Annotated in this window: 26 protein-coding genes; 8 read left to right on the top strand and 18 right to left on the bottom strand. The window is 63.2% G+C overall.

The genetic code is table 11. The features are described from left to right. Window positions 1–67: 67 nt before the first annotated feature. From AC2FMN_RS12915 to AC2FMN_RS12890, 6 genes are all read right to left on the bottom strand, one after another. Entirely contained in the window at window positions 68–865 is a 798-nt protein-coding gene (locus AC2FMN_RS12915) for a DUF1217 domain-containing protein (protein WP_496688626.1), read from the bottom strand. Continuing rightward, window positions 862–1,263, bottom strand: coding sequence for a flagellar biosynthesis repressor FlbT (gene flbT, locus AC2FMN_RS12910; protein WP_496680771.1), 402 nt, complete (start codon window positions 1,261–1,263; stop codon window positions 862–864). Before flbT ends, AC2FMN_RS12915 begins: the two co-directional genes overlap by 4 nt. Continuing rightward, window positions 1,263–1,637, bottom strand: a complete 375-nt coding sequence (flaF, locus tag AC2FMN_RS12905) for a flagellar biosynthesis regulator FlaF (RefSeq protein ID WP_496680768.1) — start codon at window positions 1,635–1,637, stop codon at window positions 1,263–1,265. The genes flbT and flaF overlap by 1 nt, the downstream gene beginning before the upstream one ends. 80 nt (window positions 1,638–1,717) lie before the next feature. Next, window positions 1,718–2,965 carry a flagellin N-terminal helical domain-containing protein gene (locus AC2FMN_RS12900; RefSeq protein WP_496680766.1) on the bottom strand — a complete coding sequence of 416 codons (1,248 nt, stop codon included), beginning with the start codon at window positions 2,963–2,965 and terminating at the stop codon, window positions 1,718–1,720. Between the two features lie 206 nt (window positions 2,966–3,171). Beyond that, window positions 3,172–3,531, bottom strand: a complete 360-nt coding sequence (locus tag AC2FMN_RS12895; RefSeq protein WP_496688624.1) for a flagellar biosynthesis protein FlgN — start codon at window positions 3,529–3,531, stop codon at window positions 3,172–3,174. Then, window positions 3,521–3,793, bottom strand: coding sequence for a rod-binding protein (locus AC2FMN_RS12890; RefSeq protein ID WP_496680761.1), 273 nt, complete (start codon window positions 3,791–3,793; stop codon window positions 3,521–3,523). Before AC2FMN_RS12890 ends, AC2FMN_RS12895 begins: the two co-directional genes overlap by 11 nt. Before the next feature lie 110 nt (window positions 3,794–3,903). Between AC2FMN_RS12890 and AC2FMN_RS12885 the strand changes: the two genes are divergently transcribed. The 3 genes from AC2FMN_RS12885 to AC2FMN_RS12875 all read left to right on the top strand — a co-directional run bounded on the left by AC2FMN_RS12885 (window position 3,904) and on the right by AC2FMN_RS12875 (window position 6,727). Further along, entirely contained in the window at window positions 3,904–5,127 is a 1,224-nt protein-coding gene (locus AC2FMN_RS12885; protein ID WP_496688623.1) for a flagellar hook-length control protein FliK, read from the top strand. 3 nt (window positions 5,128–5,130) lie between these two features. Then, the gene (locus AC2FMN_RS12880) at window positions 5,131–5,796 is read left to right on the top strand and encodes a flagellar hook capping FlgD N-terminal domain-containing protein (RefSeq protein ID WP_496688621.1); all 666 of its coding nucleotides are present in this window, start codon (window positions 5,131–5,133) and stop codon (window positions 5,794–5,796) included. 76 nt (window positions 5,797–5,872) lie between these two features. After that, complete coding sequence (locus AC2FMN_RS12875) at window positions 5,873–6,727, top strand: phosphotransferase family protein (protein WP_496680755.1); 855 nt, start codon at window positions 5,873–5,875, stop codon at window positions 6,725–6,727. A 6-nt stretch (window positions 6,728–6,733) separates the two neighbouring features. Here AC2FMN_RS12875 and AC2FMN_RS12870 read toward each other — a convergent pair whose 3' ends face one another. From AC2FMN_RS12870 to AC2FMN_RS12850, 5 genes are all read right to left on the bottom strand, one after another. Beyond that, window positions 6,734–8,035, bottom strand: a complete 1,302-nt coding sequence (locus tag AC2FMN_RS12870; RefSeq protein ID WP_496688619.1) for an NAD(P)/FAD-dependent oxidoreductase — start codon at window positions 8,033–8,035, stop codon at window positions 6,734–6,736. Next, complete coding sequence (locus AC2FMN_RS12865) at window positions 8,032–8,850, bottom strand: ABC transporter permease (RefSeq protein WP_496680750.1); 819 nt, start codon at window positions 8,848–8,850, stop codon at window positions 8,032–8,034. Before AC2FMN_RS12865 ends, AC2FMN_RS12870 begins: the two co-directional genes overlap by 4 nt. Beyond that, complete coding sequence (locus AC2FMN_RS12860) at window positions 8,847–9,737, bottom strand: ABC transporter permease subunit (RefSeq protein ID WP_496688618.1); 891 nt, start codon at window positions 9,735–9,737, stop codon at window positions 8,847–8,849. Before AC2FMN_RS12860 ends, AC2FMN_RS12865 begins: the two co-directional genes overlap by 4 nt. Beyond that, window positions 9,737–10,864 (bottom strand): ABC transporter ATP-binding protein, encoded by a 1,128-nt coding sequence (locus AC2FMN_RS12855; protein ID WP_496680747.1) that lies wholly within the window; start codon window positions 10,862–10,864, stop codon window positions 9,737–9,739. Before AC2FMN_RS12855 ends, AC2FMN_RS12860 begins: the two co-directional genes overlap by 1 nt. A 74-nt stretch (window positions 10,865–10,938) precedes the next feature. Continuing rightward, window positions 10,939–12,024 (bottom strand): polyamine ABC transporter substrate-binding protein, encoded by a 1,086-nt coding sequence (locus AC2FMN_RS12850; RefSeq protein ID WP_496688616.1) that lies wholly within the window; start codon window positions 12,022–12,024, stop codon window positions 10,939–10,941. A gap of 140 nt (window positions 12,025–12,164) precedes the next feature. Here AC2FMN_RS12850 and AC2FMN_RS12845 point away from each other — a divergent pair, with 140 nt between their 5' ends. Both AC2FMN_RS12845 and AC2FMN_RS12840 read left to right on the top strand, forming a co-directional pair. Further along, the gene (locus tag AC2FMN_RS12845) at window positions 12,165–12,848 is read left to right on the top strand and encodes a GntR family transcriptional regulator (protein ID WP_496688615.1); all 684 of its coding nucleotides are present in this window, start codon (window positions 12,165–12,167) and stop codon (window positions 12,846–12,848) included. Window positions 12,849–12,924: 76 nt separating this feature from the next. Continuing rightward, entirely contained in the window at window positions 12,925–14,322 is a 1,398-nt protein-coding gene (locus AC2FMN_RS12840) for an aspartate aminotransferase family protein (protein WP_496688613.1), read from the top strand. A 51-nt stretch (window positions 14,323–14,373) separates the two neighbouring features. Here the strand turns inward: AC2FMN_RS12840 and AC2FMN_RS12835 are convergent, their stop codons facing one another. From AC2FMN_RS12835 to dapE, 3 genes are all read right to left on the bottom strand, one after another. Further along, the gene (locus AC2FMN_RS12835) at window positions 14,374–15,672 is read right to left on the bottom strand and encodes a lytic murein transglycosylase (RefSeq protein ID WP_496688611.1); all 1,299 of its coding nucleotides are present in this window, start codon (window positions 15,670–15,672) and stop codon (window positions 14,374–14,376) included. 89 nt (window positions 15,673–15,761) lie between these two features. Beyond that, on the bottom strand, window positions 15,762–18,026 hold the full coding sequence (gene rnr / locus AC2FMN_RS12830) for a ribonuclease R (RefSeq protein WP_496688609.1): 2,265 nt from the start codon (window positions 18,024–18,026) through the stop codon (window positions 15,762–15,764). A gap of 65 nt (window positions 18,027–18,091) precedes the next feature. Continuing rightward, window positions 18,092–19,231 carry a succinyl-diaminopimelate desuccinylase gene (gene dapE / locus AC2FMN_RS12825; RefSeq protein ID WP_496688608.1) on the bottom strand — a complete coding sequence of 380 codons (1,140 nt, stop codon included), beginning with the start codon at window positions 19,229–19,231 and terminating at the stop codon, window positions 18,092–18,094. 200 nt (window positions 19,232–19,431) lie between these two features. Here dapE and AC2FMN_RS12820 point away from each other — a divergent pair, with 200 nt between their 5' ends. After that, window positions 19,432–20,490, top strand: a complete 1,059-nt coding sequence (locus tag AC2FMN_RS12820; RefSeq protein WP_496688606.1) for a transporter substrate-binding domain-containing protein — start codon at window positions 19,432–19,434, stop codon at window positions 20,488–20,490. On the opposite strand, the gene AC2FMN_RS12815 is transcribed toward AC2FMN_RS12820, so the two are convergent. Continuing rightward, a complete protein-coding gene (locus tag AC2FMN_RS12815; protein WP_496688604.1) occupies window positions 20,487–20,834 on the bottom strand; it encodes a DUF8846 family protein in 348 nt (115 codons plus the stop codon). The genes AC2FMN_RS12820 and AC2FMN_RS12815 overlap by 4 nt on opposite strands. Before the next feature lie 28 nt (window positions 20,835–20,862). Here AC2FMN_RS12815 and AC2FMN_RS12810 point away from each other — a divergent pair, with 28 nt between their 5' ends. Further along, window positions 20,863–21,402, top strand: a complete 540-nt coding sequence (locus tag AC2FMN_RS12810) for a GFA family protein (RefSeq protein WP_496688602.1) — start codon at window positions 20,863–20,865, stop codon at window positions 21,400–21,402. Window positions 21,403–21,474: 72 nt separating this feature from the next. Here the strand turns inward: AC2FMN_RS12810 and dapD are convergent, their stop codons facing one another. The 3 genes from dapD to AC2FMN_RS12795 all read right to left on the bottom strand — a co-directional run bounded on the left by dapD (window position 21,475) and on the right by AC2FMN_RS12795 (window position 23,984). Beyond that, on the bottom strand, window positions 21,475–22,302 hold the full coding sequence (dapD, locus tag AC2FMN_RS12805; RefSeq protein ID WP_170364205.1) for a 2,3,4,5-tetrahydropyridine-2,6-dicarboxylate N-succinyltransferase: 828 nt from the start codon (window positions 22,300–22,302) through the stop codon (window positions 21,475–21,477). Between the two features lie 119 nt (window positions 22,303–22,421). Beyond that, entirely contained in the window at window positions 22,422–23,021 is a 600-nt protein-coding gene (locus AC2FMN_RS12800; protein WP_496680721.1) for a GntR family transcriptional regulator, read from the bottom strand. A gap of 45 nt (window positions 23,022–23,066) precedes the next feature. After that, window positions 23,067–23,984, bottom strand: a complete 918-nt coding sequence (locus tag AC2FMN_RS12795) for a threonine/serine dehydratase (protein WP_496688600.1) — start codon at window positions 23,982–23,984, stop codon at window positions 23,067–23,069. 79 nt (window positions 23,985–24,063) lie between these two features. Between AC2FMN_RS12795 and AC2FMN_RS12790 the strand changes: the two genes are divergently transcribed. Beyond that, complete coding sequence (locus AC2FMN_RS12790) at window positions 24,064–24,906, top strand: LOG family protein (protein WP_496680717.1); 843 nt, start codon at window positions 24,064–24,066, stop codon at window positions 24,904–24,906.

The raw sequence follows: 24,906 nt of genomic DNA, 5'->3' as shown, positions 1-24,906 counted from the left end.
TCAGAAGCATCCGCAAGGGACGCAACTAACCCGCCTCCGGCTGGCCAGCAGCGACCCCGAAACCGGGTCACGCCGATCCGCCCAGCAAGATCAAAGCCGTTTGCGCCGGCGAAATCGTGCTTTGCAGATCGGCGATCTGACGGCGCGCCAGATAGGTGTCGGTCAGGGTTTCCACCGCCGCGTCCGAGGAGAACTGCGACAGGTCACCGGACCCGGTCAAACCCGACAGTTTGTCCCGGAAAATCTCCAGTTGCTTGTCGATATCCAGCTGCCCGAAACTTGATGGCAACCCCAGCGCGGTTTCCATCATGCTGCGCAACGGCGGCAAACTCATCAAGTCGTACCATTTCTTTGTTTCGCTTCCCGACTGCGACGCGAGGTCCTGCAAGGCATGCTGTGCGAAAAGCGCGATCCGCATGGAATCGTCCGTTTCACCCACCGAGGTTTCGAACCGGGACACGATGCTTCTCTGGGCGATCTGCTCCATATCCGTGATCAGGACCGTTTTTTTCACCTCACCTGGCCCCAGTCCGAACGCCTCTGAAAACTCGCGGTACCGGCTGTCGGCAAGGCGGTTGGCAAGAGCGTCATCGGCGCTGGTTCCGTCGGACAGAACCTTCTGGATGAAATACCGGTTGTCCAGGTCGTCCTCCAACCCGAAGGCACCCAGAGCAACGCTCAAAAGCCGACGATCCGAAACCAGGTCTTCGGCGGACTGCACGTTGCGGATATTCTCTAAAAAATACTGCGTGTCCCGCTCGTTCACGGCCGAAGACGAAAATGCCTGCAACTGGGCATCATAGGTGCGTTGCAAAAAGCGCCAGCCGACCAACCCGCCAGTTGGTATGACCGGCTGAAAGGTCATTGGCGGTAGGCCAACAAGCGTTCTTCACGCGGCAAAAGCGACCGCAACGCCTTCAGGCACTTGTAATATTGCTCGGCCACCAGGGCTTCGGTTGCCTGCCCCAGTACGCGGCGGCTGTCAGGGTCGGTGAAGACCTGGCTCAATTCCTCGATGCGTCGCAAGAGCTGTTGGCGTGCCTGAGCGGCATCCAGATCTCCCGATAGGACCAGTTGCGCCGCATAGCACACCCGGCGGACGGGCGTCGTGGCCTCATTGGGATGGATGGCGTCCCTCAGTCGCAGAACGTTTGCATCCGGCGTCAGGATGGAAAACCGACTGCGCCGGTCTCCGTTTTCGATCACCACGCCGTTCACCAGAACGCGCTCTTTTGGCGCCAGCTTCAGAACAAGGCCCGCCATTACGAAGCACCCATCTGACGCAGGCCGCGCAGCACCGCAAGATTGATCTCCAGCAGCGGCTCAATCCCGGCCTTCCTCGCAAGAACCTGACCGGTGTGCTGTTCGGTGAATTCGGCCAGATAGAATATACGCGCCCGCAGGTCATTCGGCAGGGCATTGTCTGAGTCCGCGACACCGTTTGCCAGAACCGACCAAAGCCTGCGATTGTCGTGCAGGGCCTGAACAAAACCCGAAAAATCCGATGCCTTTCGCGCCGCGGCCGCTTTCAGACGATGGGTGATTTTCGAAATTGCCTCGTACTCGGTATCACGCGGGGTGCGGGTCGGAGCGGCAGACTGCGCGTAGGCGCGTTGAGCAAGCGTTTGCAGTGTCACTTGAAATCCTTCCAATTGGCCGACTGGGTCTGGCGGTCAGAACCGGGGCGCGTGGATTGCGCCCCGGGATTGCTTTGGGATCAGCGGAACAATGACAGGATCGACTGCGGCGCCTGGTTCGCAATCGACAGCGACTGCGTCGCCAGCTGCTGCTGCACCTGCAGGGCCTGCAGACGGGCCGAAGTTTCTTCCATGTCGGCGTCCACCAGCGAGCCGATGCCCGATTTGAACGAGTCCGTCAGGTTCGAGATGAACTCCTTCTGGGTTTCGATCCGACCCTGCGCCGAGCCGAATGCCGCCGACGCGTCGATCGCGGTGTCGATCAGGGTCTCGATGGTGCCCAGGGCCGCAGCGGCGCCCGCGCTCGTCGAGACATCGATCGAGGACAGCGCGCCAAGCCCGCCGGACCCGGCATTGGTGAACTGGGCCGAAACGGTGACGTCGCGATCTGCGTCAGCCCCTGCCGCGGCGGTGCCGGTCACGAAGGTCAGGGTGCCGGGCGCGCTGGAGTCATAGTCGATGGCCACGCCGGTGATGCCCAGCGCGTCAATCTGGTTCTTCAAGCCGACTGCGACAATCGCGTCAGTATAGGCCGAGTCGTAAGTACCCGACGGATCGAGATCGCCGGCCTGGACGGTGTAGGACGCGACCTTGTCACCGATGGTGATCGTCACCTTGTCGCCGGCGGCGAAGTTGTCGGTCGAACTGTCGATCACGATATCACCGGTGCCGCCAGCCTTGTCCATGGTAAAGCCCGCAGCATCGTTGTCGGTCGTGGCGTTGTCCGACCCGGCCAGAACGCCTTTGCTCGAATAGCCTCCGGTCGACAGGTTCTGACCGTTCACGGTAATCGACGACGCAGTCACCGCCCCGGTGCTGTCGCGGTCCAGCGACGCTAGAATCGATGCCGTGCCGGCCGATCCATCCACCAGGTTCAGCCCGTTGAACTGGGCCGCGCCGACAACCGATGCGATCTGATCGCGCAGGGCGCTTACGTCATCGTTGATCTTGCTGCGATCGACGTTGTCCTCCTGAGCCGCCACGATCTTGTTTTTCATCTGGGTCAGCAGATCGGTTACGGTTTCCGACGCGTTCCGAGCCACGGCCACGGTCGATTCGCCCAGCGCCAGACTGTCCTTGATGGCGTTGAAACCGTTGACGTCGGACTCCATCACCTTGGAGATTGCCCAAACCGCCGAATTGTCCTTGGCCGTTGCCACGTCCTTGCCGGTCGAGATCGCGTTCTGGGTGGCGGCCAGGTTCTTGTTGACCGATTTCAGGGTTTGCAGCGCAACCATCGCGCCGTTGTTTGTCAGAATGCTGGACATGCTTTTCATCCTTTGTTCGTTCGGGCCTTCTTCGCCCATTGACACCCCGCCGGGATCGGCGGGCCAAATGTCGTTCTGACCTGTGCGAGGAACCTTGCGGCCTTCGCGCCACCCGTCTTGCAGGTGCCGGACCACTATCGGGTTTGATCTCCTAACGGAGTGCTAAAGCGCGCCCGTGGAAAAAAACGCATTTGAATCAAATGTCATCACGCCCGTTTTTCAAGCTTGGCCGCATGCCGCACCGCGTGACCGGTCCGCTGACCGTTGGCGTCATATGTGGTGAACTCCTGACGCACCTTCCGCAGTTCCGCCATGCGGTCGGCTACGGTCCGGATCCCTTCGGCCGCGCTGCTCAACAGGCTCTGGTTTCTATTGACCTTCGCCTGAAGCCTGATCAGATCGTCACTGTCCGACACCTCCAGCGCGTTCAGGTCCTCGATCAACTGCTCCTTTCGCGGCAGCATCTGGCTCAGCCGCTCCAGGTCACCCTCGAGCAAGGCCGACCGTTCCTGATCCAGAATCTCCTCAAGCGCCTGGGCTTGAACGCGCCGGTTATCACTTTGCATCGGTTTTCTCCATCATTGCAGTGCACAGGATTTCCGAAAGCCCGATCCCGCCGGCCCGGGCCATCTGCAGTGCTTGCTGCTGAACCAGAAAGGACGAGAACTGGTCTTCGCCCGCGCCGCCACCAAAGGATTGTCGCGCCTGCCCCATGCCGGCGGCCTTCAACATCTCTGCAAGAAATGTCGCCTCCAGCTCGACCGCGGCGGCCTTGAGCTTGGTCCCCACGTCCGGGCGGGCTGTTTGGGTGAGTGCTGAAATCATCATGCGCAACTCCGAAAATTGTCAGAAACTTTCCCGATGAAAGCGAAGAGCGGTTAAAATAAACGTAACTTCCTGCGGGCAGGTTCGGATCATGCAGACGGAGCCGGAGCAAAATGCCCAACCCACTGACAGTGAGTCCCGACCAAACGGCGAAAAGCGCTGCTTTGTCGGCGTACAACACAAGAAAGGCCGAGCCTGAGAAGGCTTTTGCGGACTTCGTGGCCGAATTGCAGCCATCAGACCGGAAAAAACCGGAGGCGGACCCGATCGTCGTCCCTGACGATTTGGCGGCGCAGGACGGGGATCTGGAAATCGCCCAGGGCGAGTCGGTCAATTCGGAAGTTCTTCCGGCGATTCCGGACGACGCGGCGGCGATGCCTCCGCCCTTACCTCAGGGCCAACAGGGGTCGAAGCCGGTTCCGCACGATACGGCCACCGCACCGGGCGCTCCGGCCATCGGCGCGGCGTCCAAGACTATCAAGTCCACCATGACAGACGGCCAAGGGGTGTCGGCGGTGGCGCCTCGGACGGGGTCTTTGCAAGAAGACTCGTCCGCCACAACCGCCGAGCCGTCATCACAAACCGCCGATTCGCTTTCCTCGACCACGCGGGGCGAGACGGCCGTCCAAGCCTTGCTGCTTCGCCCCGAATCGCCTGATCGGCAACATGGCATGCGCGCCGCTTCGGAAACGCCTTGGACCGATTCGACCCAACCCAAGCCGGTTTCCGGTCAGCGCCCCATCGTAGCGCCCACCAACATGGAGGCGGCAGCCGCGTCTCTGTCGCCCAATCAATCCCATCAGCCGCTCCCGCCGGTTCAGCCTGACACGCAGGAGCCGCCTGAGGATCTGGGTGAGACGCCTCAGCTGGTGCAGCCGTCTGCCGCCCGCACCGCACATGAAAGCATGCCGCCGCCGGCCGTGCTGCATCGCGCCTCGGGCGCTGAATTGGCCAGGTCGATCGCCAGCCAGATTTCGGCATCGGTTTCCGCGAGAGCAGGAGGCGGCATCGAGCTGCAGCTCAACCCCGAAGAGCTGGGACGAATCTCGATCAGAATGATGGGTCGGGAAGACGGTATCCACCTGGTGATTGCCGCCGAACGGCCGGAAACCCTGGATCTGATGCGCCGCCACATCTCGCTGCTGTCGACCGAGTTCCAGCAACTGGGCTATGGGGGCCTTGAATTCGATTCGAATGGTGCCGCCGGCTCCGAAACGCAGGGGGAAGCGAAGCATCAAGGCGCGATTCAAACCGAGGCGGATCCCGTTTCGCCCGACCCCGATTCTCCGGTTCCACGCCGGCCCGACCCTTCGCGCCCACTCGACTTGAGGTTATGACCCATGATCAACGCCACCAACCCTGCGACGCAGACCACAGCTCAGGGACAAGCCACAACCCAATCGCAGAGTTCGGGTTTGGCATCCGATTTCGAAACCTTCTTGCTGATGCTGACCACACAGGCGCGGAATCAGGATCCGCTCGAGCCGCTGGATTCCTCCGAATATGCCGCCCAGCTGGCGCAGTTTTCGATGGTCGAACAGCAGGTCCAGACCAACAAGTTGCTGACCGGGTTGGCCGCGGCACTGAACGGCGCGAATCTCGATGAACTGTCTGGATGGGTCGGGGTTGAGGTGCGGGCGCCCGCCGCATTTCAATTTGGCGGACAACCGCGAACGGTCTTTGCTGACCCCGACCCCAACGCCGACAAGGCCGTGCTTGTCATACGCGACATCAATGGTGACGTGGTCACCCGGCTGGACGTTCCCGCAACAGACCGGCAATTCGTCTGGCCCGGTCTGGACATCACGGGCGCGCCGGTTGCCGAAGGGGCGTATACCGCCAGTCTGGAAAGCTACAAGGGGGACAATCTGCTGTCCCAGAAGCCGGCTGCGGCCTTCAGCCGCGTCGTTGAGGCGCAGTTGGATAAAGGGGGAATCGTGCTGATGCTGGACAGCGGCGCGTCACTTTCGGCGACCGAGGTCGCGGCGGTGCGCGCGAGCGCTTGAACTTGACCAATGCGCAGGCCAATGCTGGGCGCATCCGGATTCTCAGTCGAAGGGTGCCACCCTGTCCCAGCTTCTCTTGCCACCATCAGGCCTTGTCGAGCACCTTTTCCAAGGTGGCCTGATTGTCCATGGGGCCAGCTTTCAAAAGCTGTATGGCGGGCGAACCAACCGGGTGTGGAAAATCATGGACCGTGGTCGGGACAAGGTCCTCAAGCTGTATGACACGACCCAGACCAATCCGTTGTTCCGCAATGATGCACGGCTTGAAGCGGCCTGCCTGCGGGCGCTGTCAGAAACGGGTATGGCGCCTCGGCTGCGTGCTTCGGGACATTTCAGAAAGGACGGTTGGGTATTGTATGACCATGCGCCGGGCGCCCCTTGGCAGAGGGGTGTCGAATCTGTCGCCCGGTTACTACGACGCCTGCATGACATGAATCCGCCTGTTGCCGCGCCTGCCGGTCGAAACGGCAGTGCCGATCTTGCTCGCCATGGCTCGGAGATTCTGAGCCGCTGCCACGACAAGCTCCGAAAGACACTGCAGGGGCTGATGCCAGAAACAAGCGTTCCGCCAACAATTCGGATTTGCCTGATCCATGGCGACCCGGTAGCCGGCAACATCTTGACCTCGCCCTCGGGGGCGATGCTGATCGATTGGCAATGCCCTGCGGTCGGGGATCGGTGCGAGGATCTGGCCCTGTTTCTGTCACCTGCGATGCAGCAGATTTACCGCGGCCGCCCGCTGACCCACGATCAGGAAATCCGGTTCCTGCAGGCCTATGGCTGCCCGGAAACCGCGGAACGATACCGTGAACTCAAACCCTGGTACGCTTGGCGAATGGCGGCCTATTGCCTGTGGCGCGTCGAAAACGGCGCCCCGGCCTATGAGAACGGATTATCGCTGGAACTTGCGGGGCTGGCGGACGCCCGTTAGACCGGATCAAAGATCCGCCAATGCCATGACGGCATAAGCCGGCGGCATCAACAAGCGCCGCCATCGACCCAGCGGAAACCGCCCCGGCGGGCGCGCGATGGGGTCGGGGATGTTCGCATCCTGCCCCAGGACCAACTGCGCCAGGGCTCGGCCGCAAAACGTGCCCATCGCAACACCGTTGCCGTGATAGGCCAGCCCCGCGAACATGCCAGGCCGATCGGCGACCGGCCCGACAAACGGCACCAGATCGCGGGCAAGACATACCATTCCCGACCACAGATGCGTTGCCTCAACCCCGGCCCAGGACGGAAACATGCGGGCGAAATCCCGCACCACCTTGCGCCGGATCGCGCGCTCGGCCCGGGGCGAGGACATCAGACCACCGCGCATTCCGAACAGGAACCGATTGTCCGGCATCAGTCGGAAATAATGCAGCAGGTTGCGTGTATCATAGGCCATCTGGCGCGACGTCCAGCCCTGCGCCTGCAACTCGGCCTCGGACAGCGGGCGCGTGACCATGACCGTCGACTGTGCCGGCATGTAGCGGCCCGACAACCAGTCGGGCATGTCTTCGCTGGAATAGCCGTTGGTACAGATCAGAACGGTTTCGGACCGCACGGAGCCTCGCGGCAGCGCAAGTGCGAACCCGGATCCTGCGCGCCGGACATCCTGCACCGGGCTGCGCTGAAACAGGCGCGCACCCTGCGCCTGGGCGGCCATGGCAAGACCAAACAGGTATTTGCGCGGGTTCAGTGCAAACCCGACCGGGTCGGTGTATCCGCCGAAAAAGCGCCCACCCAGCCCAAGACTCGGCAGGTCACGGGTCTCGTGCAAAATACCGTCTGGCCCGGCATCGCGCCGCAGCGCCTCCATCGCCCGCGGCGTGTGGGCCAGCCGGGTCTCGCCCTGCGAATGCACATCCGCCTGAATCCCGTGCGCCGACAACAGTTGGGCAACCAGCGCTACCGCATTTGCCTCGGCTTGCGCATAGGCCTCGGCCGCTGCGGGGCCGTATCTGCGCACCATGGCGGCATGGCCCAGTTTCGACCCGCCCTTGCAGCAAAACCCGCCGTTGCGCCCCGAGGCGCCCCAGCCCGGCGTTTCCGTCTCGAACACGGCGACCGAAACGCCCTGCTGCGCCAGATGCAGCGCCGCCGACATGCCGGTGAACCCGCCGCCGACGATCGCAACGTCTACCGATAGATCACCTTCATGTACCGGCCAGTCGGGGGCCGGCACGGTTTCATCCCACCAGCACGCCGCGCGCGGGCCGGGGCCATAGGTGTAGGCAGGAAAGATCCGTTTCATTCGGTGCGCGCGGCGGCTTGTTCCTCTTGCCGCTGCCGGAGCATCGCGCGTTTCGACACCAGCGAAGCGGTGATCACGCCGACGGTGACCACGGCGATCATGATGGTCGACAGCGCGTTGATTTCGGGGCTGACCCCCAAACGCACGGCCGAGAAGATCTTGATCGGAAGGGTCGTGGCCGAGGGTCCGGATGTGAAGGACGCAATCACCAGGTCATCCAGCGACAGGGTGAAGGCCAGCAACCAGCCCGAGATCACCGCCGGCGCGATGATCGGCAGCGTCACCAACCTAAAGGCCTGCGCCGGCGAGCAGCCCAGATCCAGCGCCGCCTCTTCCAGCGACTGATCGAACGTCACCAGCCGCGAGGACACCACGACCGAAACGTAGCACATCGAAAAGGTCGTATGCGCCAGTACGATGGTCAGGATGCCCCGGTCCAGCCCGATGCCGATGAACAGCAGCAGCAGCGACAGGCCGGTGATCACCTCGGGCATCACCAGCGGCGCGTAGATCATCCCGGAAAACAGCGTGCGGCCAAAGAACCGCCCGCCCCGCACCATGACATAGGCGGCCATGGTGCCCAGAATGGTCGCCAGCGTCGACGAGAACACGGCAACGCGAACGGTGACCCAGGCCGCATCCAGAAACGCCTGGTTCTGCATAAGCTCGCCGTACCATTTGGTCGAGAACCCAGCCCAGACCGTGACCAGCTTGCTTTCATTGAAGCTGAAGATGATCAGGATCACCATCGGGATGTACAGAAACGCAAAGCCCAGCGTCAGCGAGACCGTGTTGAACCAGCTCAGCCTGTTCATTGCTCGGCCTCCGCCTGTTTCTGCTGGTTGCGCTGGAACAGCACGATCGGGATCACCAGGATCAGCAGCAGGATCACCGCCACAGCGCTGGCCACCGGCCAGTCGCGGTTCGAGAAGAACTCCTCCCACAAGACCTTGCCGATCATCAGCGTGCCCGACCCGCCCAGCAGCGACGGGATCACGAATTCACCGATCACCGGAATCATCACCAGGAAACATCCCGCGATGATGCCCGGGCGCGACAGTGGGATGGTCACCAGCCAGAAGGCCTGCGTACGCGAACAGCCCAGATCCTCGGCCGCCTCGATCAGCGAGCCGTCCAACCGATCGAGCGCGGCATAGATCGGCAGGATCATGAAAGGCAGATAGGTGTAGACGATGCCGATATAGACGGCCGTCTGCGTGTTGAGGATGGTCAGCGGGGTCGAGATGATGCCCGTCCACAGCAACAACTGGTTCAGGTAGCCTTCGTTCGACAGGATCCCCATCCATGCATAGACGCGGATCAGGAACGAGGTCCAGAACGGCAGGATCACCAGCATCATCAGCGTCGGGCGCCATTCCTCGGGCGCTCGGGCCATGCCATAGGCGATCGGATAGCCCACCAGCAGGGTCAGCGCGGTCGCGATCAGCGCGATCTTGACGCTGGACAGGTAGGCTTTCCAGTACAGGTCATCCTCTGTTAGCCAGACGAAGTTCTCAAAATCCAACTGGCTGAAGAATTCCTTGATCCCGGCCCAGCCCTGCGACAGATCAAGGGTCGGGGTGTAGGGCGGGATCGCAAGCGCGATGTCCGACAGCGAGATCTTCAACACGATGAAGAACGGCACCAGAAACAGGGCCAACAGCCAAACATAGGGAATGGCGATCAGGACCGCGCGGCGCATCAGTCTGCCAGCAGAACCGCCGCCGTGGCCGTCCAAGACAGCCAGACAGGGTCTTCCCATGTGAAGGACCGGCGCGAGATGCGGCGGGTATTGGCCGTCTGCGCCTTGATGATGATGCCGTTGGACAGTTCGACGTAATAGGTGGACAGATTGCCCAGATAGGCGATGTCATGCACCTTGCCCTGCACGGCGTTGACGGCATCGGCGGGGCGCTCGGCCGAGATGGTCACCTTTTCCGGCCGGATGGCCAGGTGGCAGGTTTGACCGTCGGCAAACCGGTTGGCCGACGTCGCGGTCAGCGGCGGCTGGCCCTCGGCCCAGTCGACGCGATAGGTGTCCTCGCCGATCGAGGTGGCCCGGCCCTGGATGATGTTCACGTCCCCGATGAAATCGGCGACATAGACGGAATTGGGGTTTTCATAAATGCGGTCTGGCGTGGCGACCTGCATCAGCTTGCCCTGATCCATCACCGCAACGCGGCTGGCGACCGTCATCGCCTCTTCCTGGTCGTGGGTCACGATCACGAAGGTGGTGCCAGTCTTTTCCTGAATGTCCATCAGCTCGAACTGGGTGTCCTGGCGCAGCTTTTTGTCCAGCGCGCCAAGCGGTTCGTCCAGCAACAGCAGTTTGGGCGCCTTGGCCAGCGACCGGGCCAGCGCCACGCGCTGCCGCTGCCCGCCCGAGATCTGATGTGGCTTGCGGCGGGCGAATTTTTCAAGCCGGGTCAGGCGCAGCATTTCCTCGACCCGGTCTTCCAGATCATGCTTGGGCATGTTGTCCCGGCGCAGGCCAAAGGCGATGTTGTCCCACACGTTCAGATGCGGAAACAACGCGTAGGACTGGAACATCATGTTCACCGCCCGTTTGTTGGGCGGGACCGGCGCGATGTCCTGACCGCTCAGCAGGATGGTTCCTTCCGAGGGCTGCTCGAACCCCGCCAGCATTCGCATCATCGTGGTCTTGCCGCAGCCCGACGGACCAAGCAGGGCAAAGAATTCACGTTCGAAGATATCCAGCGACAGGTTGTCGATGGCCGTGAATCCCCCAAATCGCTTGGTGACGTTCTTGAACTGGATCAAGGGTTTCGCCTGTGGGTCGTCCCACGGCGCAAAGACGGTAGAGTTCAAAGGGACCCCCGTAAGTCAGCCGGAACTGGGAATGCGCAAGGCGGGCAGTCGCCGCCTTGCGCCCGAGCACCTGATCAGGTGCCCGACTTGATCTTGGTCCACAGACGGGTCACGACCCGCTGCACCTTGGCCGGATAGGGCCGGGTGGTGAACAGGTTCTCCAACGCGTCGGCGGGCGGATAGATCGCCGGGTCTTCCAGGATCTCGGGCAGGATGAACTCCTGCGAGGCCTTGTTGCCGTTGGCGTAGTAGACATAGTTCGTGGCCGCCGCCATGTTCTCGGCGTCCATGATGAAGTTCAGGAACTTGTGCGCACCGTCCGGGTTGGGCGCATCCACCGGAATCGCCATCTGGTCGAACCACATCTGCGCGCCTTCCTTGGGCGCGTGATAGGCGATTGTCACGCCGTTGTCGGCCTCGTCCGCCCGGTCGCGGGCCTGCAGAACGTCGCCCGACCAGCCCACGGCCACGCAGATGTCGCCATTGGCCAGCGCGTTGATGTATTCGCTGCTGTGGAACTTCTGGATGTGGGGACGCACCGCCATGAAAACGCCCTCGGCCTTGGCGATCACGTCCGGATCCTGGCTGTCGGGGTCTTCACCGATATATTTCAGCGCGGCCGGGATCATCTCGGCCGGCGCGTCCAGGAAATGCACGCCGCAGCCGGCCAGCTTTTCCATGTTCGCCGGATTGAACACCAGGTCCCAGCTGTCGATGGGGGCGTCCTCGCCCAGCGCTTCCTGAACCTTGCCCACGTTCACCCCGATTCCGGTGGTGCCCCACATATAGTTGATGGCGTATTCGTTGCCCGGGTCATACTGCGCCGTGCGCTCCTCGATCACGTCCCACAAGTTGGCCAGGTTCGGCAGCTTGGATTTGTCCAGCTTCTGAAACGCACCGGCCTGGATCTGCCGTTGCAGGAACGTGCCCGAAGGCACCACCACGTCATAGCCCGACCCGCCGGCCAGCATCTTGGTTTCTAGAACCTCGTTGCTGTCGAACACGTCGTAGATCAGGGTCAGGCCCGTTTCTTCCTCGAACTTGGTCAGCAATTCTTCGTCGATGTAATCCGACCAGTTGTAGACGCGCACCTCTTCCGCGAATGCGGCCGACGTCCCCAAGGCGGCGATCGCCGTCATCGTCAGCGTTCTGATTTTCATTTTCTTCTCCCTGCAAGTGTAGGGGTATCATCCCGTTTTTTTAGATTTGATCAAGTTTTGCGTTTTCCGTCGATCCGTCGTATGGTTTCACGCGGCAGCAAACCTGACAAGTCAGGACCATCGGGATCGAGGTGAAACACTTGGATTTGATCAAAAATAAGGCATCCGGGGTCGATGACGGAGCGCAGAAGGCACCGGCGCATGAACAGGTGTATCGGACGTTGCGGTCACAGATCCTGTTCGGCGAACTGGTACCCGGCCAGCCGGTCACGATCCAGGGCCTGACCGAATCACTGGGGGTCGGCATGACCCCGGTGCGCGAAGCGATCCGCCGCCTGATCTCGGATGGCGCGCTGATTTTTCAGGGCAACCGCCGGGTCAGCGTTCCGCTGCTGACGGCGGCGGATGTCGAACAGATGATTTTTGCCAGAAACGCCGTGGAATCAGAACTTTCCCGTCGCGCGGCCAGCAGAATGACCACAGCGGACATCGACCATCTGGAGCAAATCGACCGGCGTCTGGATCGCATGATCGCGGATGGTGATGTCAGCGGCTACCTGCGTCTGAACCACGCCTTCCACGAAAAGCTGTATGACCACGCGAACGCCCCGATCCTCAAGGACCTGGCCGAGCGTCTGTGGCTGCGATTCGGTCCTTCGTTGCGCGTCGTCTGCGGGCGGTTCGGCACCCAAAGCCTGCCGGATCGGCACAAGGATATCATCGGCGCGTTGCGGGCGGGTGACGCGGAAAAGGTCGCAAAAGCAACGACGCAAGACATCGAACAGGGCATGGAGCTGATGGCCGAGGCATTGGCGGACGACTGAGAGCGCCCAAGTCGATTGACAGGAAAAAATTTGATCATATTCTGGCCGCCAACCGCTGTTGCAGGAGAACCTCCCGATGCCGACCATCACCAACCACATGCCGACCGCCGAGTTGCAGGCGCTGGACGCGGCGCACCACCTTCACCCGTTTTCGGCCAATAATGCCCTGGGTAAGGAAGGCGCCCGCGTCATCACCCGTGCCAAGGGTGTCTATCTGACCGACAGCGAGGGCGAAGAAATTCTGGACGCCATGGCCGGTCTGTGGTGTGTGAACGTCGGCTATGGCCGCGACGAGTTGGCCGAGGTGGCGGCACGCCAGATGCGCGAACTGCCCTACTACAACACCTTCTTCAAAACGACCCATGTCCCGGCCATCGCGCTGGCGGCCAAACTGGCCGAGCTGGCGCCAGGCGACCTGAACCATGTCTTCTTCGCCGCCGGCGGGTCCGAGGCCAATGACACCAACATCCGTCTGGTTCGCACCTATTGGGCGGAAAAGGGCCATCCGAACAAGAACATCATCATCAGCCGCCGCAACGCCTATCACGGCTCGACCGTCGGGTCGGCGTCGCTGGGCGGCATGGCCGGCATGCACGCACAGGGCGGCATCCCGATCCCGAACATCCACCACATCAACCAGCCCAACTGGTGGGCCGAGGGCGGCGACATGACGCCCGAGGAATTTGGCCTGGCCCGCGCGCGCGAGCTGGAAGAGGCGATTCTGGAACTGGGCGAAGACCGCGTCGCCGCCTTCATCGCCGAGCCAGTCCAGGGCGCGGGCGGCGTGATCGTCGCGCCCGACACCTACTGGCCGGAAATCCAGCGCATCTGCGACAAGTACGATATCCTGCTGATCGCCGACGAGGTGATCTGCGGCTTTGGTCGCACCGGAAGCTGGTTCGGCTCGCAGACCATGAACATCCGCCCGCATATCATGACCATCGCCAAAGGGCTCAGCTCGGGCTATGCGCCAATCGGCGGCTCGATCGTCAATGACGAGATCGCCGAGGTGATCGGCGGGACCGAGTTCAACCACGGCTATACCTATTCGGGCCACCCCGTCGCAGCGGCCGTTGCGCTGGAAAACCTGCGCATTCTGGAAGAAGAAAAGATCGTCGAGCATGTGCGCGATGTCGCGGCCCCCTATCTGAAACAGAAATGGGAGGCGCTGGTCGAGCACCCGCTGGTCGGTGAGGCCAAGATCGTGGGCATGATGGCCTCGATCGCGCTGACGCCGGACAAGGCCAGCCGGGCCAAGTTCGCCTCCGATCCGGGCACGGTCGGGTACATCTGCCGCGATCGCTGCTTTGCCAACAACCTGATCATGCGCCATGTGGGCGACCGGATGATCATTTCGCCGCCGCTGATTCTGACCCCGGCCGATATCGACGAGATGTTCGTGCGCATCTACAAGTCGCTGGACGAGGCGCAGGCCGAGATCATCGCCCAGGGCCTGATGAAAGCGGCCTCCTGATTTCACGGAAACATCGCAAACGGGCGGCCCGACGCGGCCGCCCTTTTTCGTTCAGCGCATCCGTTCCAGCAATTGCACGGTGGCATAGCCATCGGGCACCAGTCCGCGTGCCACCTGATAGGCCCGCAGCGCATTGATGGTGTTCGGACCGATCCGTCCGTCGATGGCCTGCGTGTCGAACCCGGCAAGGGTCAGGCGCAGTTGCAGTTCCTTGCGTTCGGCAAAGCTCAGCACCCGGTCGTCGCGCGGCCAGTTGGCGCGGAACGGGCCTTGCCCGGCCAGCCGGTCCGACAGGTGGCCAATGCCGATGACATAGGCATCGGCGCCATTGTAGCGCTCGATCACGCTGAAATTGTCAAAGATCATCAGGGCCACGCCATTGCTGCCCGCCGGCAGCAGGATCGAAGCCGGTCCATAATCGGCAATCGCCCGCCCATCCGCCGCCCGAACCCCCAACGCCGCCCAGTCCGAGGGCAACCGGGTGATTTCGCGGCTGGCCTGGGCATAGTCGAACCCCGCCGGCAGGCGTACCTCGACGCCCCAGGGTTGGCCCTCGGTCCAGCCGAAGCGCGCAAGATAGGCCGCAGTCGAGGCCAGCGCATCTGTGGGATCGTCCGACCAGATGTCGCGCCGGCCGTCGCCGTCGAAATCCACCGCGTGTTCCAGATATGAGGTCGGCATGAACTGCGTGTGCCCCATGGCCCCGGCCCAACTGCCGGTCATCGCCTCGGGGCGCACGTCGCCCGCCTGCAGGATTTGCAGTGCGGCCAGCAGCTGGGTTTCAAAGAACTCCGCCCGCCGCCCGTCAAAAGCCAAGGTCGCCAGCGATCGGATCGTAGGCGAGCTGCCCCGGAAGCTGCCGAAGGACGTCTCAAGCCCCCAGACGGCCACGACGACCTCTTTCTCGACCCCGTATCGCGCCTCGATCCGGTCGAGAACACGGCGATGCCGTTCCAGCGCCTTGCGCCCGTTGGCGATGCGCTGGTCCGAGACGGCCGAGTCCAGATACTCCCAGATCGGCTTGGAAAACTCGGCCTGGTTGCGGTCGCGTCTGATTATGTCAGGGTCTTGGGTCACGCCGCTCAGCGCGCGGTTCAACGTGGCCTGGCTGATCCCCTGCGCCAAGGCCCGGCGTTGGAACGCGCCAAGCCAGACCTCGAACCGGGGATTTACCGCCACCACACGATGCGCGCCGTGGGCGGGCCTTGGCACCGGCCTTAGCGACGCGGTCAGATCGGCCGAGGCCAGTTGAACCCTGGCGTCTGCTGGCCCAAGGGAAAGGTTGGTCGTCTCCGCCTGCAAGCTGGATGCCCAAACTGCGGCGGCCAAAAAGCCACACACATATTTCATGATTCAGGTTTTCCTGATGACTGCTCGCGCTCAGGGTAACCCGAATCCGGAAATTCACAAAGCGTTCCTTTGCAAGGCGCTGCGCACCATCACCGCTGACGGCGTTTGCGCTCGACCTTGCGCTTGATCTTGTCCTTCTTGCGCTTGGTGCTGACCGCCTTGCGCCGCGTCGGACGACCCGGCTTTCCACGGCCGCCCCCACGTGGCATCGGCTGATCGTCGATGGACAGCAGCTCCAGTTCCAGCCCGCCGGTCACCGGCGTGGCCTCGGTCAGGCGCACGGTGACACGCTGACCGATGGCGATGGTCAGGCCGGTATCGGCTCCCATCAGGGTGCCGGCTTCAGCGTCGAAATGGAAGAACTCGCGCCCCAGCGACCGCACCGGCACCAGCCCGTCGGCCCCGGTTTCATCCAGTTTGACGAAGGCCCCGAACCGGGCGATGCCGCTGATGCGGCCGGTGAACTCGTTGCCGACGCGCTCGCTCAGATAGGCCGCCAGATAGCGGTCAGTCGTGTCGCGCTCGGCCATCATCGAGCGGCGCTCGGTATCCGAGATATGGGTGGCGATCTCCTCCAGACGCTCGATCTCGTCGGCGGTCAGACCGTCCTTGCCCCAGCCATGGGCCGAGATCAGCGCCCGGTGCACGATCAGGTCGGCATAGCGGCGGATGGGCGAGGTGAAATGCGCGTAGTTACGCAGCGCCAGCCCGAAATGGCCAAAGTTTTCGGGGCTGTAATAGGCCTGCGCCATCGACCGCAATGTGCTGAGATTGATCAACTCGGCATCCTCGGTGCCGGCGGCGGCATTCAGCAGCGCGTTCAGGTGACGGGTCTGCAACACCTGCCCCTTGGCCAGATTCAGCCCAGCGGCCTGTGCCGTTTCGCGCAGGCTTTCCAGCTTTTCAGGCGCCGGCTCCTCGTGCACCCGGAACAGAAGCGGGCTGCGCTTGGCGATCAGCGTCTCGGCCGCGGACACGTTGGCCAGAATCATGAATTCCTCGATCAGCCGGTGCGCGTCTAGCCGCTCGCGGAAGGCCACGCTTTCGACCCCGCCCTTGTCGTTCAGCACGATCTTGCGTTCCGGCAGGTCAAGGTCCAGCGGCTGACGTTCGTTGCGGGCCGTCTTCAGCGCGCCATACGCGGCAAAGAGCGGTTTCAGAACGCTCTCCATTAGCGGGCCGGTGCGGTCATTGGGGGTGCCGTCGATGGCCGCCTGCACCTCGGCATAGTTCAGAGACGCGCCCGAGCGCATCAGCCCGCGCACAAAGCGGTGGTCGATCTTGTTGCCGTTTGCATCGATCCGCATCCGCACTGCGATACAAGCGCGCGGCACGCCTTCGTGCAGCGAACACAGATCACCCGACAGACGATCCGGCAGCATCGGCACGACGCGGTCGGGGAAATAGGTCGAGTTGCCCCGCTTTCGCGCCTCGCGGTTCAGTGCACTGCCGGGGCGCACATAGGCGGCCACATCGGCAATGGCGACCCAGATCACGTGGCCGCCCGGGTTTTTCGGGTCGTCGTCAGGATGGGCATGGCAGGCGTCGTCACGGTCGCGCGCGTCCGACGGGTCGATGGTCACCAGCGGGATGTCCCGCAGATCCTCGCGCCCTTTCAGCCCGACGGGCTTGGCCAGGTCGGCCTCGGCGATCACGTCATCGGGAAAATCGTCCGGGATGCCGTGCTGGTGGATCGCGATCAGCGACACCGCCTTGGGCGCGGACGGATCGCCCAGCCGTTCCACGATGCGCGCGCGCGGCAGCCCCATACGGTTTTTCGGCCCGGCCTGCTCGGCCTCGACCAATTCGCCATCCTTGGCGCCCAGCGCCGCACCTTCGGCCACCAGCCATTCGGTCGATCCGGCCTTGTCGATCGGCACGATCCGCCCGCCCTCGGCGCCCTTGCGGAAAATCCCGACGACCCGGCGCGGATTGGCGCCGATGCGGCGGATCAGGCGGGCCTCGTAATTGTGGTCTTCTGCATGCACCTGGGTCAGGCGGGCAAGGATGCGGTCACCTTCGCCCAGCGCCGGGTCGCTGGCGCGGGATATAATCAGCACGATCGGCTCGACCCCTTCTCCATGCCATTCCATCGGTCGCGCGAACAGGTCGCCATCGGCGTTCGGCGCCTTGACCTGCAACACGCTGACCGGCGGCAGGCGGTCCGGGTCTCGATAGCTGCGCTTGCGCTTTTCAAGATGGCCCTCGGCCTCAAGCTCCTTGAGGATCCGTTTCAGGTCGATCCGGTCCGCGCCCTTGATGCCAAAGGCCTTGGCAATGTCGCGTTTCGAAGTGAGCGTGAGGTTCGCCGAGATCCAGTCGAGGATCTCCTGCTTGGTCGGTATGCGTTTCATGATGTCCGCCTAGCATGCCTATACGACCGCGTCATGACCAAAAAGCGGCCGGGCGCATCAATCGCTCAGGTGAAATAGTCGGCCAGGATCCGGGCATAGATCGCCTTGAGCTGGCGGACCTGCTCGACCGGGACGGATTCGTCCACTTGGTGCATGGTGCGACCGACCAGGCCGAACTCGACCACGGGGCAGTGATCCTTGATGAACCGCGCGTCCGAGGTGCCGCCGGTCGTGGACAGCTCGGGCCAGCGGCCGGTCTCGGCCTCGACGGCCCGGGCCACAAGATCCGACAGCGGCCCCGGAGGCGTCAGAAAGCTTTCGCCCGAGACCTTGATCCGCGTGTCGATCTGCACGCCGAACTCCGCCGCCACGTTGGCTGCCTGCGCCTTCAGCCAGTTGCTGAGGCTGACGCCTGTATGCAGGTCGTTGAACCGGATGTTCACCGCGCCACGGCACTGGGCCGGAATGACGTTGGTGGCCTCGTTGCCGGTGTCCATCGTGACCACAGCAAGGGTCGAGGCGTCGAAATGGTCCGTCCCCCGATCCAGTTCGTGACTGGCCAACCGATCCATCAGCCGCGCCAGAGCGGGCACCGGGTTTCTGGCGCGATGCGGATAGGCCGAATGGCCCTGCACGCCCGTCACCTCGAACCAAGCGGTCATCGACCCGCGGCGGCCGATCTTCATCATCTCGCCCATCTCGTTGGGGCAGGTCGGCTCGCCCACAAGACAGACTGACATCCGCTCGTCCTGCGCCTGCATGTAGTCCAGCAGCGCGGTGGTGCCGTCCACCGCATCGCCTTCCTCATCCCCCGTGATGGTCAGGATGATTGCCCCGTCCGGCGGAGTGTCGCGCACGAAATCCACCGCCGCCGCAACAAAAGCCGCAACCCCCGATTTCATGTCGGTCGCGCCCCGGCCGTACAGAATGCCATCATGGATTTCCGCGCCGAACGGCGGGCGGGTCCATGCGGCCTCATCGCCCACCGGCACCACATCGGTATGCCCGTTGAACCCGAAACTGCGCGCATGCCCCTTGTCGCCCCACCGGGCGAACAGGTTGCAGACGCCACCGCGGTCCACCCGCGTGCAGGTGAAACCGGCCCGCGACAGGATTTCTTCCAGCAGAACCAGCGCCCCGCCTTCCTCGGGTGTGACCGAGGGGCAACGGATCAGGTCTGCGGTCAGGTCTACGGGGTCGGTCATTCGGGGGCCTCGCGGTTTCGGCGTGGGACGGGATACCGCACAGATTCAACGAATTGGTGGCGATGCCAACCCCGATCTACGGTTTTCCGGCGATCCGGCCCGAAAATGCGGGACAAAGAATTCTGAGGTGATGACCTTGCGACGGCCTTGCCGCAGCACGCCAAATTGAGCTAGAGGGCCGCGAAACAGGTGAATACCCCATGACGCGCGCCCTTTTCGCATTGATCTGCCTGACCATGGCAGCCCTTGCACAAGCCAGCCAAGCCGAAACTCTGACGGTCGCGACGGTGGACCGCTCACCGTTCTCGTATGAAGTCGAGGGCGTGGATACCGGGTTTTCAATGGATCTGCTGGCCGCACTGGCCGAGGAGCTGGGCTGGGAATATACGGTCGTCCGCATGGACACGTTCGGCGACATGCTGTCGGCGGTCGAAAACGGCGAGGCGGACATGGCCATCGCCAACATCTCGATCACCGCCGACCGCGAAGCCCGAATGGATTTTAGCCAGCCGATCTTCGAGGCCGGTCTGCAGATCATGGTGCCCTCCGACGCGGCGCGCAGCCCGTCCCTGATGCAGGCGCTGCTGTCGCGCGAGCTGTTCATCGCCATCGGGCTGGCCTTTGCCATCCTGCTGGGTGGCGGCATGCTGATGTGGGGATTCGAACGCCGATCCCAACCCTATTTCGACCGCGACCTGAACGAGGCCTGGTTCCCGTCCTTCTGGTGGGCGCTGAACCTGGTGGTCAATGGCGGGTTCGAAGAGCGCATGCCCCGCACCCCCTTCGGACGCATTCTGGGTGTGGTGCTGGTCGTGTCCTCGCTGTTCATCGTATCCGTGTTCACCGCGCGGATCACCTCGGTGATGACGGTGGACGCGATCACCAGCAACATCAACTCGGTCAACGACCTGTACGGCAAACAGGTCGGCACGATCTCGGGCTCGACCGCCGCCAGTTTCCTGAACCGGCGCGAGATCGAATTCGTCGGCTATGATGACCTCGACGGCATGTTGACCGCGTTCAGGGATGGGGACCTTGATGCCGTCGTGTTTGACGCGCCGATCCTGTCCTATTTTGCCACCCACGAGGGGCGCAAGATTGCGGCAATGACCGGCGGCGTCTTCCTGCGCGAGAACTACGGCATCCTGTTCCCGACCGGGTCACCGCTGGACGAAGACGTCAACCGGGTGCTGCTCACGTTGCGCGAGAACGGCACCTACGACCAGATCTATCGCAAGTGGTTCGGCGCGCGGCGCTAGCTGCCTTCGGGCTTGTCGCCGAAAAACGGTGTCATCTGCGCCACGATCACCGCGTTTTCATCCAGCGCCCTCTGCATCAGCGTGCGTTCGTCCGGGTCGATCTCGTGCCCCTGCGCCTCGCGCTCGGCCAGGGTCCCATAGCCGGTGACGTCCAGCGGGGCCGTATCGGCCTGCTTGAGAATGGCCACGGTTTCGCGCACGGCCTCGGCCTCGTCCACGCCGCTGGCATAGCACATGAGCGCCGCGCCGGTGGCGCCTTCGGGCAGGCCGTCGCCATCCTTGCGACCAATCTGAACCAACAGAGTATAGACCTGCTGGCGCGAGGGTTTCTTTTGCTTTTCCATGCCGTGGGCCTTAGCCGGGGGCCGGTCGATGGTCAAGCATGGCAGCTCGACGCGGTTCCCGGATGCCGTGTCGTTTTTTGACGCGCTCAAGCCCACCGTCCAGTCAGACTGGTCGCGAAAAACGACGGAGGACATCATGACCAAACGCGGCCGCTGCCTGTGCGGTGAAACACGCTGGGAATTTGAGGGCGCCGAGACCTGGAGTTGCTATTGCCATTGTGATGATTGCCGCCGCAATTGCGCCGCGCCCGTGGTCGCGTGGTTGGGCGTACCCTCACGCAATTTCCGATGGACCGCCGCAACACCGCGTACTTTCGCCAGTTCGAACGGCGTCCAGCGTCATTTCTGCGCCACGTGTGGCTCTCCGATGGGGTTCGAGGCCGACCACTATGAGGGCGGGATGCATCTGTACGCGACCTCGCTGGAAGACCCTTCAGACTTTGCGCCAACCTTTCACGTCAATTATCAAAGCAAGCTGCCCTGGCTGGATCTGCGCGATGATTTACCGAAATACGAAGGCACCCTGCTGCACGCGCCCGAGGATCTCGCCGACTACAAGGCGGGATAGGTCCGACCCTGCCGAACAAAAAAGGCCGCGGACCAGAGCCGCGACCTTCGGAACATTGAACGACGTCTACGATCAATCGCGCAGCAGCTCGTTGATCCCGGTCTTCGAACGGGTCTTCTCATCGACCCGCTTCACGATCACCGCGCAGTACAGGTTGATCCCGTTCTTCGACGGCATCGAGCCGGACACCACCACCGAATAAGGCGGCACCTCGCCATAGAACACCTCGCCAGTCTCGCGATCCACGATCTTGGTGGACTGGCCGATATAGACGCCCATGCCCAGAACCGAGCCTTCGCGGATGATGCAGCCCTCGACCACCTCGGAGCGGGCGCCGATGAAGCAGTTGTCCTCGATGATAGTCGGGCCGGCCTGCATGGGCTCCAGAACGCCGCCAATGCCGACGCCACCGGACAGGTGGACGTTCTTGCCGATCTGCGCGCAGGAACCGACCGTGGCCCAAGTGTCGACCATGGTGCCTTCGTCCACATAGGCGCCGAGGTTCACGAAAGACGGCATCAGTACCACGCCCGGCGCGATATAGGCCGACTTGCGCACCACGCAGTTGGGCACAGCGCGGAAACCGGCCGCGCGCCACTGGTTTTCACCCCAGCCGGCGAACTTGCTGTCGACCTTGTCCCACCAGCCGCCACCTTGCGGGCCTCCGGACTGGATTTCCATGTCCTTGATGCGAAAGCCCAGCAGGACCGCCTTCTTGGCCCACTGGTTCACATGCCAGCTGCCATCGGCCTGCTTCTCTGCGACCCGCAGCGCGCCGCTGTCCAGCGCGTTCAAAGTGTCCTCGATCGCTTCGCGCTGTTCACCGGTGGTGGCGGGCGTGATCGTGTCGCGGGCCTCCCATGCGGCCTCGATGGCGGTTTCCAGTTGGGCGTTGGACATGGGGTTACTCCGTGCTGACTCTCGTTTGGTTGGTGTTGCCTATATGAAAGCCGGGGCCAATGCGCAATGCGACGTTGGCGGGGCCATTTGCGGCCACCCGGTGCCAAAACCCGCCGGTCTCAGCTGGCGCGGCGGATATGGCGCACCAGAATCGCTGTGGCCGTGGCGGTATCGCGGCGCTTCATCGCCTGCACGATGGCGGCGTGGTCGGTGTCTTTCCGCTGGACCCAGCGATGACGCCAATGGGCGAACAGATGGCGGGCGCTGGCGATGTGCAGATCGTCGATCGTATGCAGCAGGCGCGGCCGCGCACAGGGTGTCAGGATCGCCCGGTGGAAGGCGCGGTTCCGGGTTTCCCATGTTGGCATGTCCTGGGCCTCGTCGCAGGCGATGCGGGCCTTGTCGGCCGCCTTGAGATCCGCCGGTGTCAAATTCTGGATCGCATGTTGCAGGGCCAGCGATTCCAGGGCCACGCGCATCTCGATCACCTCGCGCACCTCGGCCGGGTCCAGCGCGGTGACACGCATGCCGCGCCGTGGTTCGCTGTGGGCCAGACCATGCGCCTGAAGCCGCAACAGCGCCTCGCGCACCGGGACATGGCTGGTGTCGAACGCCCGCGCGATATGGTCCTGCCGCAGTTTCTCACCCGCGGGCAGCTCGCCCGTGATGATGCGCTGGCTGAGCCGGGCATAGATGGAATCTGCAATCGTGGCGGTCATGGGATTTTATCTATAATCCCAAGGCTCGGCCCTCAAGGCGCAAATTCAAGCGGTGAGAGGATCAGGTGCGATATTGCCCCCGCAGACCAGAACCGCGACCCGCTCGCCGGGTTCCGGCGTGTAAACGCCCGAGGTCAGAGCCGCGAGTGCCGTCGCGCCCGCCGGCTCGACCAGAATACGGTGCGCCTGCCACAGGCGCTGCTGCGCCTCGGCGATCGCATCGTCGCTGACCAGCACCGACGTCATCCCCTTTGCCAGCCCAAAACAGATGTCGCCGATCCGCCGCGCGCCCAGCGCGTTGGCAGCGATACCCGACACCGGAACATCCACCGGCGCACCGGCCTGCAACGCGGCGTTCAACGCACGTGACGTTTCCGGCTCGACCGCAACGACCTTGCGCGCGCCCTGAAACCAGGCCAGCGCCCCCGCGATCAGCCCGCCGCCGCCCACCGCCACCAATATGGTATCGGCCTGCAAGCCTTGGCTGTCCCATTCGGCGAAACAGGTACCCTGCCCGGCCACCGTTGCGGGCGCGTCATAGGCATGTATCTGCATCGCACCCGTTCGGTCTTCGTGTTCACGCGCCATCGTCAGGGCATTGGCATATTCGCCCGGCACGACGCTCAGATCGGCCCCGATGCGTTCGATCAGGGCGATCTTGGACGGACCGGCCATCTCGGGCACGAAGATCTTGGCCGGATGGCCCAGCGCCCGCGCGGCATAGGCCGCAGCCGCACCGTGATTCCCGCCCGATGCCGCCACCACTCCGGCCGCGGGCACATCCGTGCTCAGCAAAGTGTTGAAGGCGCCGCGCGCCTTGAAACTGCCGGTGTGCTGCAGGTGCTCCAGCTTCAGCTCGACGGGATAGCCCAGCCCCAGACCAGCACTGGTCATGACCGGCGTCACCTGCGCATGACCGGCAATCCTATGGGCCGCCGCCGAAATCTCGTGTTTCCAATCCATTCTCATCTTTCCGTGACTGGCACTCCGCCCGCGAACCCTATAGCTGTTTGGAAAACACGCAAGCAGGGAACGCCCAGCAATGAAAGATCAACGCCTCAGCCCCTTCCGCGATGCCCAGACCGACCGCTCGACCGCAAGCGAGGTTCCGGACACCCCGCAGACACGCTCGCCCTCGTACCGGCTGGCCTTTGCCGATGAAGAATTCCTGCTGCGCAGCGAGCTGCGCCCCGTGCGGCTGCAACTGGAGTTGCTGAAGCCCGAATTGAACATTTCCGAGCGCGAGATCACGTCGACCATCGTGATGTTCGGCGGCGCGCGCATACCAGAACCGTCCAAGAAAGACGGCGCGCGGACCAGGACCCTGGCCGAACTTTCGAAATATTATGACGAGGCGCGCGAATTCGCACGGCTGATGACCGAGAAATCCAAGCTGTGCGGCTGCCGCGAGAACGTGATCGTCACCGGCGGCGGCCCCGGCGTGATGGAGGCCGGCAACCGCGGCGCGCATGATGCTGGCGGCTGCTCGATCGGGCTGAACATCGTGCTGCCGCACGAACAGGCCCCGAACCAGTACGTCACGCCGGATCTGTGTTTCAACTTCCACTATTTTGCCATCCGCAAGATGCATTTCCTGATGCGCGCCCGCGCGATCACCATCTTCCCCGGCGGGTTCGGCACCTTGGACGAGATGTTCGAGTCGCTGACGCTGATCCAGACCGGCCGGATGGAGCGCGTGCCCTTCCTGCTGTTCGGGCGCGAATTCTGGGAACGGGTGATCAACTGGACAGCCCTGGCCGATGCCGGCACGATCTCCGAACAGGATCTGGACCTGTTCCGCTTTGTCGAAACCGCGCAAGAGGCGGTCGACATCATCGAGCGCTGGGAACCCGCCCCGCCGCGCAGCGACATTCCGGGGCGCTGA

This window comes from Ruegeria sp. BHSC037 (genome assembly GCF_059613045.1).
The sequence above is the reverse complement of the archived record's forward strand: the minus strand, read 5'-3'. Positions and strand labels throughout refer to the sequence as shown.

What these genes read in the sequence shown, in the direction of transcription:
- AC2FMN_RS12915 (WP_496688626.1), bottom strand. Translation starts at nt 865, where the DNA reads ATGACCTTTCAGCCGGTCATACCAACTGGCGGGTTGGTCGGCTGGCGC.
- flbT (WP_496680771.1), bottom strand. Translation starts at nt 1,263, where the DNA reads ATGGCGGGCCTTGTTCTGAAGCTGGCGCCAAAAGAGCGCGTTCTGGTG.
- AC2FMN_RS12900 (WP_496680766.1), bottom strand. Translation starts at nt 2,965, where the DNA reads ATGTCCAGCATTCTGACAAACAACGGCGCGATGGTTGCGCTGCAAACC.
- AC2FMN_RS12895 (WP_496688624.1), bottom strand. Translation starts at nt 3,531, where the DNA reads ATGCAAAGTGATAACCGGCGCGTTCAAGCCCAGGCGCTTGAGGAGATT.
- AC2FMN_RS12890 (WP_496680761.1), bottom strand. Translation starts at nt 3,793, where the DNA reads ATGATGATTTCAGCACTCACCCAAACAGCCCGCCCGGACGTGGGGACC.
- AC2FMN_RS12885 (WP_496688623.1), top strand. Translation starts at nt 3,904, where the DNA reads ATGCCCAACCCACTGACAGTGAGTCCCGACCAAACGGCGAAAAGCGCT.
- AC2FMN_RS12880 (WP_496688621.1), top strand. Translation starts at nt 5,131, where the DNA reads ATGATCAACGCCACCAACCCTGCGACGCAGACCACAGCTCAGGGACAA.
- AC2FMN_RS12870 (WP_496688619.1), bottom strand. Translation starts at nt 8,035, where the DNA reads ATGAAACGGATCTTTCCTGCCTACACCTATGGCCCCGGCCCGCGCGCG.
- AC2FMN_RS12865 (WP_496680750.1), bottom strand. Translation starts at nt 8,850, where the DNA reads ATGAACAGGCTGAGCTGGTTCAACACGGTCTCGCTGACGCTGGGCTTT.
- AC2FMN_RS12860 (WP_496688618.1), bottom strand. Translation starts at nt 9,737, where the DNA reads ATGCGCCGCGCGGTCCTGATCGCCATTCCCTATGTTTGGCTGTTGGCC.
- AC2FMN_RS12850 (WP_496688616.1), bottom strand. Translation starts at nt 12,024, where the DNA reads ATGAAAATCAGAACGCTGACGATGACGGCGATCGCCGCCTTGGGGACG.
- AC2FMN_RS12840 (WP_496688613.1), top strand. Translation starts at nt 12,925, where the DNA reads ATGCCGACCATCACCAACCACATGCCGACCGCCGAGTTGCAGGCGCTG.
- AC2FMN_RS12835 (WP_496688611.1), bottom strand. Translation starts at nt 15,672, where the DNA reads ATGAAATATGTGTGTGGCTTTTTGGCCGCCGCAGTTTGGGCATCCAGC.
- rnr (WP_496688609.1), bottom strand. Translation starts at nt 18,026, where the DNA reads ATGAAACGCATACCGACCAAGCAGGAGATCCTCGACTGGATCTCGGCG.
- dapE (WP_496688608.1), bottom strand. Translation starts at nt 19,231, where the DNA reads ATGACCGACCCCGTAGACCTGACCGCAGACCTGATCCGTTGCCCCTCG.
- AC2FMN_RS12820 (WP_496688606.1), top strand. Translation starts at nt 19,432, where the DNA reads ATGACGCGCGCCCTTTTCGCATTGATCTGCCTGACCATGGCAGCCCTT.
- AC2FMN_RS12815 (WP_496688604.1), bottom strand. Translation starts at nt 20,834, where the DNA reads ATGGAAAAGCAAAAGAAACCCTCGCGCCAGCAGGTCTATACTCTGTTG.
- AC2FMN_RS12810 (WP_496688602.1), top strand. Translation starts at nt 20,863, where the DNA reads ATGGTCAAGCATGGCAGCTCGACGCGGTTCCCGGATGCCGTGTCGTTT.
- dapD (WP_170364205.1), bottom strand. Translation starts at nt 22,302, where the DNA reads ATGTCCAACGCCCAACTGGAAACCGCCATCGAGGCCGCATGGGAGGCC.
- AC2FMN_RS12800 (WP_496680721.1), bottom strand. Translation starts at nt 23,021, where the DNA reads ATGACCGCCACGATTGCAGATTCCATCTATGCCCGGCTCAGCCAGCGC.
- AC2FMN_RS12795 (WP_496688600.1), bottom strand. Translation starts at nt 23,984, where the DNA reads ATGGATTGGAAACACGAGATTTCGGCGGCGGCCCATAGGATTGCCGGT.
- AC2FMN_RS12790 (WP_496680717.1), top strand. Translation starts at nt 24,064, where the DNA reads ATGAAAGATCAACGCCTCAGCCCCTTCCGCGATGCCCAGACCGACCGC.